Below are 13,471 nucleotides of genomic sequence, written 5' to 3' on the forward strand. Positions count from 1 at the left end.
GACAGTACGTGAAAAAAATATAGTACGCAGTAAAAGAATGATACTTAGTTTTTTGCTGGGTGGTAGTTTGTTGAGTACGGGTCTATTAAGTACGAGCTTTGCCACTATCGCAATGGAGGAAAATATGGTTCCACCTACGGCCAAAAAACAGCCACATCAAATGGAAATGCACGGAGATTCCCGCGTCGATAATTATTATTGGATGCGTGATGATAATCGTCAGGACGAAAACGTCATCAATTACCTGAAAGCTGAAAATCAGTACACCGAGCAGATGCTTGAATCAGGCAAAGAACTGCGTGAAACTCTGTATAAAGAAATGACTGATAGAATGAATAAAGAAGATCAGTCTGTTCCTTATACTTATAATGGTTATATTTATCGTACTGTCTATGAGGCAGGAAAAGATTTTCCTATCTACCAACGGAAACCTGTCGATAATTCGACAGACTGGTTGGTCATGGTTGACGGTAACGAGCGGGCAAAGGGCCATAAGTTTTATCAAATCGGCGGATTTACCGTTTCGTTAGATAATAAACGCATCGCGATAGCGGAAGACACGCAGGGGCGCCGCAACTACCACATCTCATTTAAAAATTTTGCTGACACTGATTGGCAGAATAGTGTGATCGAAAACACCTCTGGCAACATTTTGTGGGCTAACGATGGCAAAACCCTGTTTTACGTGCGCAGGGATCCACAAACTTTATTGCCTTATCAATTGTTCCGCCATCAATACGGCACCGATACCAAACAGGATAAAAAAGTTTATCAAGAAGAAGATGATCGTTTTTATTTGTCGATCGGGATAAGTACTTCGCATGATTATATCTTAGTGTCGAGCACCAGTTATTCTAGCGGGGAATATCGGCTGATTGATGCGAATAATCCACAAGCGGAACCACAGGTTTTCTCTGCCCGTCAGGCGGGGCGCGAATACGACCTCGATCATTTCCGTGGTCAGTTCTATATCCGTTCTAACCATGAAAGCCCACTGTTTGGTTTATACCGCACAGCGACTATCAATAAATCATGGGAAACAGTGATTGCACCGCAGGAAAATACCGATCTGGAAGACTTCGTGCTATTCAATAATTGGCTGGTTGTAGAAGAACGTACGAAAGGGCTATCGTCAATTCGCCAAATTGACTGGAAAACCAAACAAGAAAAGCGCGTCCAATTTGATGATCCTGCTTATATGGCGTCATTGAGCTATAACCCAGAGCCGGATACCAATTTATTGCGCTATAGCTATTCCTCCCTGACAACACCAAGTTCAGTATTCCAGTGGAATATGCAAACAGGTGAGCGTGAATTGCTGAAACAGCAGGAAGTTAAAGGATTCAACAAAGAGAACTATGAAAGCCAGCGCATTTGGGTAACTGCCCGAGATGGGAAGGAAGTTCCGGTTTCTTTGGTATATCGCAAATCCTTATTTAAAAAAGGTGAGAACCCAATTCTGATTTATGGTTATGGTGCTTATGGCATCAGTATGGATCCCTATTTCAGTTCAGCGCTTCTGAGCTTATTAGATCGCGGTTTCGTGTACGCATTGGTACACGTCCGTGGCGGTGGGGATTTAGGCAAGAATTGGTATCTACAAGGTAAAATCGAAAACAAAATGAACAGTTTTAACGATTTTATTGATGCGACCAAAAAACTGATTGCTGATGGCTATGGTAACAGCAAGCGTGTTTATGCGGAAGGTGGCAGCGCGGGCGGTTTATTAATGGGCGCTGTGATTAATCAGGCTCCAGAATTATATCGTGGCGTAATCGCGAAAGTCCCATTTGTGGATGCATTAACCACAATGCTTGATTCCTCCATTCCATTGACAACGGGGGAATATGAAGAGTGGGGCAATCCAAATAATAAAGAAGATTATTACCGCATTAAATCCTATAGCCCTTATGACAATATCGAACATAAGCGTTATCCGCATTTGCTGGTGACGACAGGCTTGCATGATTCTCAAGTTCAATATTGGGAACCAGCAAAATGGGTAGCAAAATTAAGAGAAATGAAACAAGGCGATAGTCTCTTATTATTGGAGACAAATATGGATACAGGTCACGGTGGAAAACCAGGGCGCTTTAATCGTATTAACGATATCGCTTTTGATTATAGTTTCTTATTAATGTTGGATGACGCGAAAACTTATTTCCCAGAATTAAAAGACGAATAAAAATCATTATTTAATAATCCATAACACTGGTAAAAATTATCAGTGTTATGGATGCTTTACACACAAATTTGCGAAGCAATGTGAACAACAATAAATATTAGATCTATTTAGGGTAAGGTTAATGAAAATTGTAGCTAGAATAGCTGGAGTCAGCGCTGTGCTGATGGGCCTCCAGGGAATCGCTTATGCTGAAAATACGGACGACAATAAAAAAGAAAAAGTCGTGCGGTTCAGCAGCTTGAAAGTTTCAGGTGCGCAGGATAATAAAAATTCTCCACAGATTGAGGCAATGGAAAAACCGGGTTCTTATAGCTCTGTGGGTGAAGATAATAAGTTAGAGTCCATGGATAGCGTATTGCGCAGTTTGCCGGGAACGTATACACAAATGGATGCCAGTCAGGGGCAAGGGGTTGTCAGTGTCAATATTCGTGGCTTGAGTGGTTTTGGTCGCGTCAATATGATGGTTGACGGTATTAGCCAAAGCTTTTATGGTTCGGCAACGAGTGAGGTTTCGCACGGAACACAGCCTTATAGCCAGTTTGGGGCATTAGTTGATCCAAACTTTATTGTTCGTGTTGATATTGCTCGTGGTCAAGCTGATGATTCAGATTCTGTCAATGCCTTGGTTGGAAGTGCTAATTTCCGCACCATTGGTGTTGATGATGTGGTATTCGAAGGCAATAGCCTAGGTGTTCGTACTAAATGGACATATGGTAATAATGGCATTGGCCGAAGTGGTATGATGGCTGTTGCAGGAAAAACACAAGCATTCAGTCCAGAAGGTTCTTTAGGAGCTATCTTTGCTGTTAGCGGGCATAATATTGAAGCTCACTATAGAAATGCTGAAGGTATAAGCAGTGAGGAATTTGGTACAAGCGAAACATTCAAACAAAAGCCAAATTCTCAATTAATGAAAATAAATATTAAACCCAATGATTTCCATGACTTAGAATTAAGTAGCCGTTTTTATCATAATAAATTCAATAAGCGCCATATTGATAATTATGATTATTATTTGAAATATAACTACACTCCATTTACTGAACTGGTCGATGCTAAAATAATGCTAAGTACCAGTAATGGAAGGCAAAAATATCTTCCTAGGACGATGGGTGTATTAGGGGAAAGCGAATCAAATGGAAAATCAAATTCTATTGATATAAAAAATACCAGTCGGTTCAATTATGGAAATACTGATTTTTCGTTCACTCTAGGTAGTAAGTGGATGCATACAGAGTATCGGAAAAGTATAGATGTAAGTACTGGTGATATAATTAGAGATAAACAGATTGCAGAAAATAATATGTTTTCTCCAAGTGGTAAACAAGATATTGGCAGCATTTATAGTAAATTGAAGATTGAACGTGATATTTACACCGCTGATTTAGGATTAAACTATCTGAATTACAGTGTGAAAGGGAAAAAACCAGCTTGTGAAGATCGAGTGGAGTGTTTTCCTCAGGGCGAGGCTCAGTTAAATCTTAAAGAAAATGGGTTCAATCCAAACATCTTATTGTCAGCAGAAATTATCCCTGAGTTTCAACCTTTTGCAAGCTATTCGCATTCAATGAGAGCTCCCAATGCTCAGGAAATTTTCACCACCATGGATGGCGGTGCTTCTATTAATCCTTTCTTGAAAGGTGAAAATGCGGATACTTATCAAATTGGTTTTAATAGTTATCGTCCGAACTTAATTGTAGATGGTGATACATTTCGTCTAAAAGCAGCGTTCTTCCATACTAAAATTAAAAATTATATTAGTAGTGAACCGTATATGCTTTGCCTTAACAGGAAATTATGCATACTAGATGGAAATTTAACCAACGAAGAAGAAAAATCACTCAATGAAAATGTTGCAGGTTCTCTTCATACCAATAGTTTGACACCAGTGACTATGAAAGGTTATGAAATCTCTGCTAATTATGATGTAGGTATGTTTTATAGTTCATTAGCATATAGCCAACAAAAAACTCAGCAACCAACATCAATAACGACACACATGTTCGGCGGAAGCCCTGCATCCCAATTACCAGAGAGTTATTTGACATTGGATACAGGTGTTCGCATTTTAGATGAAAAAATTAGATTAGGGGCTATTGTAAAATATACAGGAAAATCTTATCACATGAACCCTGCTGGCGATGTGGATGAAAACAAGAGAGTAAAAATGGATGAATCAGACAAGGTTCCTACAATTATTGATTTGTATAGTGACTATCAAATCAATAAAAATGTATTCCTAAAATTTTCAATACAAAATCTGACTAATCGAAATTACTCTGAAGCGCTTAATAGAATGAATTCGTCACCTCTTATGCAAGAACAAGAGTCTAAAACACAAACAGCACGCGGCAGAACCTACGTTATGGGCGCTGAGATTCGTTTCTAATAGAATAAAAATATTCAAAAATAGCGGTAATCATTTACCGCTATTTTTATAATGTTATTGAGTCATTTTACTTTCAAAATAAAGATTAATAGCTGTTGCAATCGAACTTATCATTAGTCTAATTTCTCGAGTATTATCATAAGAAATAATTCCAAACTTATTCAAGGCACTAGCGATATTTTTTAATGTATTGGATATAGCATTTACTATATCCTCCAGAAATTTCCAAAAATCATCAGTTAATAACATGCTGTTTCTTGACTTTATTATTCCATTCATAATCTACTCGCAATTTTATTTTTAGAGAATATAAATCCATCATATGGCATATGGTGAAATAGGCATCTGTTTAAAAAATATTTTAGTTAAATTTTCAAACCACATGATGTTATCAGCATATTTTTATGTGACGAGACCCTAAAAACTTAAACAGTTCGTGGTGAATTCATATATGATGGATGTAGAGATTCGTTTTTAATAGGATAAAAATCACTACAAAATAGCGGCAATATCTTACCGCTATTTTTACCAAGTTTAATACATAAAAATATATTTTTATGTATTTTAAATCTATTTTGTTATTTTACTTTCTAAATAGCTCTTAATAGCTCCGGCTATAGCGGATAATAATGAATTAGCTGGATACCTAAAGCCTTCAGAAAGATATCCTTTTCTAATTAATAGATTAATAATTTTTGTTATTTTATCGAATATGATATCTACTATTATTTCCATGGTTGTCCAAAAATTATTAGGTAGTAATAGATTGCTTTCTGATTTTGTTGTTTCGTTCATAATTTTCTCGCAATTTAATTTTGGGTAAATTCAGATGAGTTAATTGTATGTTTGATGGTAAGAAATACTCTATTATTTTAAATAACAATCTAGAGTGATTAATGATTTGTTTTTTGTTTTGTACACATTTTATTTCAAGGCATATTCACTATCTCCCCGCGTAGCGGGGGAGATAATGAATTATTTTTTATTCCAAGCACAAATTGAAATTTAAAGAATGTATAGAATGATTACTATAGAAAAATAGTATCAGTATTGAGTTTTTTTAGTCTGTGCTTTTGCTAAAGTCTAGTTGTTGACATAAATTAATTAAAATATCTGCAACAGCTACGCCGGTTCCTATACCAAAATGTACCCACCCTGCAATAACAAGTGTACTTTTTGCTGTGTTTTTATCGAAATCTTTTACTGCTGCTGTAACTCCATTATTCATTGTTTGGACTCCAGAAAATATTTTCCTCAACGATGTCCAGAATTCTTCGGGATACTTTTCTTTTTTAGGTTCTTGTGCTAATTTACTCATGTTTTTCTCTCTATTTATAATAAATTTCATGATTTATAAAATCATAGTCTGTTAATTGAATGTTTTTATTATTTCTCTTGCTTTTTAATGGCAGAGCTAATTCCATCGAAGCCTTCTTTGAGTATGGAGTTTATAGTTTTTTCTAAATCCTCGTCTATTACTCCACCATATCTTAATGCATTTACTATATTTGAGGAAACTTCTGACAGCCCAGAATTGATGTTATCTAGGTCCATCCAAAAATTTTTGGAAAGTTCTGCTATGCTTTTTTCAGCCATAATATACTCGCTATTTAATGTTGTGTGATGTCATTATATAATTCCATGAGAAATTATAATTCAAAATATCAATTGATGATCATTGGTAGCTATAAATAAAATCAGGAGTGTTTTTTTGTTCTATTAATTTAAATTATTTATTCTGATGTTCGTAATTGAATTGGTATTATAATAAGGCGTGTGCTGTGTGCTTAAATAATAAAAATTAATTACATAAAAAACCTCACAAATAATCAGAAAAAGGTTTCTTTGCCAGAAATTCTTTATTAATAGTAAGTCAACATCCTTACTATCAAGTCTAGAATAAAATCATCATTCATCAACCAATAAAATGAAAAAAATTGGAAGAAAAGTATAAGGCTTAACTTAACCTTTTTATTTTAAACTAAATAAAATATCTACTGAAGGTGATTGATAACAAGGTTGGCTCTGTTAATAATTTCACTCACAGCTAGATACCTAATCCTTTATTCGAATAATGAATAAGAATTTGATCGACAATTAATTAAGAAAACGTTACCTGTGACTGGAGTTGCCAATACCATATCGCTTGACTGCTAAAATATAAATTAGCCTACTGAAAAACAATGTAGAAAAGGAAATCTAGGAGCATGTGAGAAGGCTCTCAGTGCCAGAACTAAAAGTGCTTTTTGGGGTGAAATCAAACTCCCTTCACTGAAAGTGAAATTTTTACGAGTGCATGAACTTATTAGAATTGAACAGATATTGGCGAATAAAACTAATTAACGGGCACTGTTCACACAATGAAAAAAATTATTTATGAGTAAAATAGTGCTTGTCATTAGAATAACTTACTTCATTAAGATAATGGCAATGTTAATTTCGACTACCTATTCAGGATATTACGCTCATGTCAGATAAGTTAATAGATACGTGGATTGAATTTCATAATGCAACAGATCAAGACCAAAAAACGCAACTCTTTATTGAATTTTTTAATCTATTCCACTCATCCGATTTTTGGCTTGCCACTTCCGTTGCAGACAACAGTGATGACTATACCTTTTCGATAAAGGAAGATCCTGAATTCCATTTCAGGCCGTATATCATTGCTTATCTCTCTGAAGAAAATCCTGCGTCATGGAATGGTGCTGAATCTACGGGCAATAATCCTGAAAATTTTCATCAGTTCCGTGCTGAACATTTGTACTATCTTGTTGGCGAATTCCAATGTGACCTTGTGATTTATAATGGTCATAATTATGTCATCTTCGATCAAAACACACTGACAAATATAAAGAATTCAGCGCAAGGTGAAAACGAACCCTATATTCCTGAAAATTCTCAGCCTCTTACCACTTCTGATTGGGGCATGATATTAGGCGCACCTTATGCCTGTTTTGATGGATGGAGCTGCAATGATTATTCTCAAGCAGAAGATGATGGAGGCTTAGCATCAGCCTGGGGTATTGAAAACCGCGATGATCTGGTTTACCAGCTATTTACTCTGCTGGTGAGGGGACATGCTGTCGATTACTACAATATGCGAGATGAACTGAATAAATTATCAAAACCGGAATTCGATGAAATCCTGGCGGGTATTCAGAAGAGTGATATGAGTGAATCCGATAAACAAGAAACTCTTTGGCGTTATACCATGATGTATAACAATGAGAACGATATTCAGCATATCCAATATTTAGCGTGGGATTATGTCCGTTTCAGCATGTTGTGTCTGAATGGCTGCAAATTGCAATACATCTCAGAGCAGGAAGCGAAAAACTGGACGCTCATGCTCGCCCCATTGCTACGGATGGTTTATAGCGGCTGGGATAACCTCTGGTATCACTTTGCGCTTACACGCTGGTTTTGGGCATCAACGGATGGGGATTGGGCTGAGTGTCAGCCTGAATATGTCAATATTATCCGTGCATTGCTGAATGACGAAAATAGTCCAACCAGCGCTATCGATTGGAATAGCGATTTGCCTCCCATCGAAACCCATTCATTTGCCCAAGCGCTGACTGAAGTGTTGGCAAAACAAAATCCCGATATTGATTTTAATGAAGTACATGAAGCCATTAGGTCACAAGTTAGAGCTGATGAATCATAAGGTATAAAAAATGTGCTCAAGTTGTAAGATTTGAGCACTTTAATATTGATAACGGATTAATTTAATTTTTTCTTACGGTTTTTCTTCACCTGAGTCACCTGACTCTCAACCCAGCCATCTTGCAACCGTGTTTTCAGCGTATCCCCAGTTTTCACCTGTTTAACTTGTTTTAACAATGTTCCATCAGGCGCTTCACTGATACTGTAACCACGACTCAACGTTGCCAGCGGGCTGACTGCTTCCATCCGTGAACAGGCCACAGCAAATTTCTCCCGGTAACGGCCTAATTGCCGTTCAACAGCTTGTTTCAATCGAAAATCAAGTTGTTGGATGGACTGATTGTGGTGGCGGATTTTTCGCTCCGGGTGCGTTTGCACTAGGCGCTGGCTAATTCTCTCATGTGAATTAGCATGCTGTTTTAGGCAACGTGAAAAGGCATCAATCAGTTTTTGGCGTAATCCAGCCAAATGGTTTTGCTGGCGTGCCAATTGCAAATCAGGGCGTTGCTGTCTGAGTCTATGCTGCAATACATTGAACTCACGCTGTTTCTGGGCGAAGAAATAATCCATCGCCATTTCGAACCGTTGCTGCAGAGATTGTACTTGTCTCAATAATTCGATTTGATTACGGCTAACCAGTTCTGCTGCCGCAGAAGGCGTTGGGGCACGTAAATCAGCGACAAAATCCGCAATGGTGACATCCGTTTCATGCCCGACAGCACTGACAACAGGAATATGACTTTGGAATATTGCCCGTGCAACGCGTTCGTCATTGAAGCACCATAAGTCTTCCAGTGATCCTCCTCCACGTCCGACAATCAGGACATCACACTCTTGCCGTGCATTTGCCAGCTCAATTGCCCGGATAATCTGCAATGGCGCTTCGGCACCCTGAACTGCGGTGGGGTAAATGATAATGGGCAGGGAAGGATCACGGCGCTTCAAAATATTGAGAATATCGTGCAAGGCAGCGCCACTGGCGGAAGTGATGACACCAAGCCGTTTTGCAGGCGAGAGCAGTGGTTTTTTATGAATTTGATCAAACAAACCTTCAGCAGTGAGTTTTTGTTTCAATACTTCAAATTGTTGTTGCAACAACCCATCACCGGCAGGTTGAATGCTTTCCACGATTAACTGGTAGTCACCGCGAGGCTCATACAGGGTAATTTGTGCCCGAACCAATACCTGTTGACCATTTTGCGGTCGAAATGTTGCCTTTAGATTTTGGCCACGAAACATGGCAGCACGAATTTGTGCCCGTTCATCTTTTAAGGTGAAATACCAATGTCCTGATGATGGCTGAGAAAAATTGGACATTTCGGCAGAAAGCCAAATCCTGCCCATTTCCAGCTCCAATAGCTGGCGAACCGTCTGATTAAGGCGGCTAACAGAAAAAATTCCGGTATTGGTAGGTAGTGACATGTGAGCTAGATCAAATTTTAAAACAAGGACTTAATTAACCGATATTAATCTTCCTGTATGACTAATCAAGAATTTTTTTTAAAAAATGCTGGAGGCAACCGATTTCGGCCTGTATAATGCCGCGGCAATATTTTATCCCTCTTATTGCCCCATTGCTTGGTGAGATATTGCCCATGTTACGTATTAAAAAAGAAGCATTAACATTTGATGATGTTCTGTTGGTTCCTGCCCATTCTACAGTCCTGCCTAACACAGCGGATCTGTCTACTCAATTAACTTCTACTATTCGTCTGAACGTTCCTATGCTTTCAGCAGCCATGGATACCGTGACGGAATCTTCACTGGCAATCGCACTGGCTCAGGAAGGGGGCATTGGCTTCATTCATAAGAATATGTCAATCGAACGTCAGGCTGAAGAAGTCAGCCGCGTGAAGAAACACGAAAGCGGTGTTGTCACTGATCCTGTCACTGTAACACCACAAACGACTCTGCGTGAAGTTCATGAACTGACTGAACGTAATGGTTTTGCTGGTTATCCGGTTGTAACAGAAGCGAATGAACTGGTTGGCATTATTACCGGTCGTGATGTGCGTTTCGTTACCGATCTGGATCAGCCAGTGACTGCGGTGATGACACCGAAAGAGCGCCTGGTGACAGTAAAAGAAGGCGAAGCCCGTGAAGTTGTCTTGCAGAAAATGCACGAACAACGTGTCGAAAAGGCGCTGGTTGTTGATGATAACTTCCACCTGCTTGGCATGATTACGGTAAAAGATTTCCAGAAAGCAGAGCGTAAACCAAACGCGTGTAAAGATGAACAGGGTCGTCTGCGTGTTGGTGCTGCGGTTGGTGCAGGCGCTGGCAACGAAGAACGAGTTGATGCGCTGGTCGCTGCGGGTGTGGACGTGTTGTTGATCGACTCTTCCCACGGTCATTCTGAAGGTGTTTTGCAACGCATTCGTGAAACCCGCGCTAAATATCCTAATCTGCAAATCATCGGTGGTAACGTCGCAACTGGCGAAGGTGCCAAAGCGCTGGTCGCCGCAGGTGTGAACGCAGTGAAAGTGGGCATTGGTCCTGGTTCCATTTGTACAACCCGTATTGTAACGGGTGTAGGGGTTCCTCAAATCACGGCTATCGCAGATGCGGTTGAAGCGCTGGAAGGCACTGGCATTCCTGTTATTGCTGATGGCGGCATCCGTTTCTCCGGTGACATAGCCAAAGCGATCGCGGCGGGCGCGGCATGTGTCATGGTCGGTTCAATGCTGGCGGGCACCGAAGAATCTCCGGGAGAAATCGAACTGTATCAAGGCCGTTCGTTCAAATCTTACCGTGGAATGGGCTCTCTGGGCGCGATGTCCAAAGGCTCTTCTGACCGTTACTTCCAGACTGACAATGCTGCTGACAAGCTGGTTCCTGAAGGTATTGAAGGCCGTGTGGCTTATAAAGGCCTGCTGAAAAGCATTGTTCACCAACAGATGGGTGGCCTGCGTTCCTGCATGGGCCTGACTGGTTGTGCAACCATTGACGAACTGAGAACTAAAGCAGAATTTGTTCGTATCAGTGGTGCTGGTATTCAGGAAAGCCACGTTCATGACGTGACTATTACCAAAGAATCACCAAACTACCGTTTAGGTCTGTAATTTATCTAGAGTGGCCCGTAATCGGGCCACTGATTTTTTATCTTTCAATTGCCACTTGTTTTGGGAATTCACCTCAAATGACAACTAATATCCATAAACATCGCATTCTGATCCTTGATTTTGGCTCGCAATATACACAGCTTATTGCCCGCCGTATTCGTGAAATTGGTGTTTATTGTGAACTTTGGACATGGAATGTAACCGAAGAGCAAATCCGCGAATTCAATCCAAACGGAATCATCCTTTCTGGTGGCCCAGAAAGTACCACTGAAAACAATAGTCCTCGCGCTCCAGAATATGTCTTTAACGCAGGTGTACCTGTGTTGGGGGTTTGTTATGGCATGCAAACCATGTCCATGCAATTGGGCGGTCAGGTTTCCGGTTCCAACGAGCGTGAATTTGGTTATGCGCAGGTTGAAATCAAAAATGACTGTGATTTATTCCGTGATATTCAAGATGCTCTGAGCGAAGACGGCAAACCTTTGTTGGATGTATGGATGAGTCATGGCGATAAAGTTACCGCTATTCCTGATGATTTCATCACAGTTGCCAGCACCGACACTTGCCCGTTTGCCATTATGGCAAATGATGAAAAGCGTTTTTATGGTGTGCAATTCCACCCGGAAGTAACTCATACTCATCAGGGCTTGAGCATCCTGAAACGCTTTGTGTTGGATATTTGTCAGTGTGAAGCGTTGTGGACACCGGCTTCTATTATTGACGATATTGTAGAACGTCTGCGTGCGCAAATTGGCGATGATCAGGTGATTCTGGCACTGTCTGGTGGCGTGGATTCCTCTGTTACGGCATTGTTGTTGAACCGTGCTATCGGCAAGCGTCTGACCTGTGTCTTTGTAGATAACGGCTTGCTGCGTTTGAACGAGGCGGATCAGGTCATGGAGATGTTTGAAGGTAAATTTGACCTGAACATTATCCATGTTAAAGCTGAAGATCGCTTCCTGTCTGCGTTGGCCGGAATTGATGAGCCAGAAGCTAAGCGTAAAACTATTGGCCACGTCTTTATTGACGTATTTGATGAAGAAGCATCAAAACAGACTCAGATTAAATGGTTGGCACAGGGTACGATCTACCCGGATGTGATCGAATCTGCGGCATCTGCAACGGGTAACGCGCATGTCATCAAATCTCACCACAACGTAGGTGGCCTGCCAGAAGATATGAAACTGGGTCTGGTTGAACCGTTGAAAGAGCTGTTCAAAGACGAAGTTCGCCGTATCGGTCTGGAACTGGGTCTGCCTTATGACATGTTGTATCGCCATCCATTCCCAGGCCCGGGCCTTGGTGTTCGCGTATTGGGCGAAGTGAAAAAAGAATATTGTGACCTGCTGCGTCGCGCTGATGCTATCTTCATCGAAGAACTGCATAAAGCGGATCTGTATAACAAAGTCAGCCAGGCATTCACCGTATTCCTGCCGGTTCGTTCAGTGGGCGTTATGGGCGATGGCCGTAAGTATGACTGGGTTGTTTCTTTGCGTGCGGTAGAAACCATTGACTTTATGACTGCTCATTGGGCGCATCTGCCATATGATTTCTTGGGTCGTGTATCAAACAGGATCATTAATGAAGTCGCTGGTATTTCGCGGGTAGTCTATGACATAAGCGGCAAGCCACCAGCAACAATTGAATGGGAATAATCCCGTGTCCGGTATAGACCGGCATTAAAGAGCATTAAAACACCTTAAGCCCGCATAAATGCGGGCTTTTTTCATTCTTGTGTCCCGTCTTGAATAAGATTGGCACTTTCCTTTGCCTATTGAAGGGGGTGTTATGAAATCAGAAAGTAAACTCATTCAGCGTGATTAGAATCATGAGATCGGGCATTGACGCCCGATGAAATCGGCTTGATATCCAGTATATGAAGCACATTGGCACGCCTCCCATTCGGGCAGCTGCTAAATTGTTGTTGCTGACAATGATGCGCAAGAGCGAACGGACCAATGCAACGTGGAGAGAAATTAATTTAACCGAAGCGTTCTGGATAATCCCTATTTGGTGTTTTTGCCTCGGCAGGCATGAGGGCGTTTTCATTGCCGTGCGAATACTTGTCGTTTAAAGTTGCTGCTTTGTACGTGTTTCTGCTCTCAATTCATAAAGGATGGTTGTATTTTATTCTGTTGGTTAACGTACAGGCAGGTTTGCTCGCGA

10 protein-coding genes and 1 pseudogene are annotated in these 13,471 nt (G+C 40.4%); 6 read left to right on the top strand and 5 right to left on the bottom strand.

The window, feature by feature from the left end; translation table 11 throughout:
• Nucleotides 1-37 precede the first annotated feature (37 nt).
• Together FE392_RS12240 and FE392_RS12245 are read left to right on the top strand one after the other, a co-directional pair.
• Nucleotides 38-2,185, top strand: a complete 2,148-nt coding sequence (locus FE392_RS12240; RefSeq protein WP_319930508.1) for a S9 family peptidase — start codon at nt 38-40, stop codon at nt 2,183-2,185.
• A gap of 121 nt (nt 2,186-2,306) precedes the next feature.
• Nucleotides 2,307-4,574 carry a TonB-dependent receptor domain-containing protein gene (locus FE392_RS12245; protein WP_319930509.1) on the top strand — a complete coding sequence of 756 codons (2,268 nt, stop codon included), beginning with the start codon at nt 2,307-2,309 and terminating at the stop codon, nt 4,572-4,574.
• A gap of 54 nt (nt 4,575-4,628) precedes the next feature.
• Here the strand turns inward: FE392_RS12245 and FE392_RS12250 are convergent, their stop codons facing one another.
• The 4 genes from FE392_RS12250 to FE392_RS12265 form a co-directional block, all read right to left on the bottom strand.
• Nucleotides 4,629-4,823 carry a hypothetical protein gene (locus FE392_RS12250; protein WP_319930510.1) on the bottom strand — a complete coding sequence of 65 codons (195 nt, stop codon included), beginning with the start codon at nt 4,821-4,823 and terminating at the stop codon, nt 4,629-4,631.
• A gap of 321 nt (nt 4,824-5,144) precedes the next feature.
• Entirely contained in the window at nt 5,145-5,369 is a 225-nt protein-coding gene (locus FE392_RS12255) for a hypothetical protein (protein ID WP_319930511.1), read from the bottom strand.
• Between the two features lie 265 nt (nt 5,370-5,634).
• Nucleotides 5,635-5,892, bottom strand: coding sequence for a hypothetical protein (locus FE392_RS12260; protein ID WP_319930512.1), 258 nt, complete (start codon nt 5,890-5,892; stop codon nt 5,635-5,637).
• Nucleotides 5,893-5,960: 68 nt separating this feature from the next.
• Nucleotides 5,961-6,170 carry a hypothetical protein gene (locus FE392_RS12265; protein WP_319930513.1) on the bottom strand — a complete coding sequence of 70 codons (210 nt, stop codon included), beginning with the start codon at nt 6,168-6,170 and terminating at the stop codon, nt 5,961-5,963.
• A gap of 871 nt (nt 6,171-7,041) precedes the next feature.
• Here FE392_RS12265 and FE392_RS12270 point away from each other — a divergent pair.
• Complete coding sequence (locus FE392_RS12270; RefSeq protein WP_319930514.1) at nt 7,042-8,244, top strand: DUF1266 domain-containing protein; 1,203 nt, start codon at nt 7,042-7,044, stop codon at nt 8,242-8,244.
• A 56-nt stretch (nt 8,245-8,300) separates the two neighbouring features.
• Here FE392_RS12270 and xseA read toward each other — a convergent pair whose 3' ends face one another.
• On the bottom strand, nt 8,301-9,665 hold the full coding sequence (xseA, locus tag FE392_RS12275; RefSeq protein WP_319930515.1) for an exodeoxyribonuclease VII large subunit: 1,365 nt from the start codon (nt 9,663-9,665) through the stop codon (nt 8,301-8,303).
• Nucleotides 9,666-9,838: 173 nt separating this feature from the next.
• On the opposite strand from xseA, the gene guaB reads away from it, so the two are divergent.
• The 3 genes and pseudogenes from guaB to FE392_RS12290 all read left to right on the top strand — a co-directional run.
• Nucleotides 9,839-11,305, top strand: coding sequence for an IMP dehydrogenase (gene guaB / locus FE392_RS12280; protein WP_319930516.1), 1,467 nt, complete (start codon nt 9,839-9,841; stop codon nt 11,303-11,305).
• Nucleotides 11,306-11,382: 77 nt separating this feature from the next.
• Nucleotides 11,383-12,960 carry a glutamine-hydrolyzing GMP synthase gene (guaA, locus tag FE392_RS12285; RefSeq protein WP_319930517.1) on the top strand — a complete coding sequence of 526 codons (1,578 nt, stop codon included), beginning with the start codon at nt 11,383-11,385 and terminating at the stop codon, nt 12,958-12,960.
• A gap of 177 nt (nt 12,961-13,137) precedes the next feature.
• Nucleotides 13,138-13,313: pseudogene (locus FE392_RS12290) on the top strand (tyrosine-type recombinase/integrase); the annotation flags it as partial.
• Nucleotides 13,314-13,471 lie beyond the last annotated feature (158 nt).

Origin of the sequence: Xenorhabdus santafensis (genome assembly GCF_033949405.1) — a bacterium.
GTDB lineage: Bacteria > Pseudomonadota > Gammaproteobacteria > Enterobacterales > Enterobacteriaceae > Xenorhabdus > Xenorhabdus santafensis.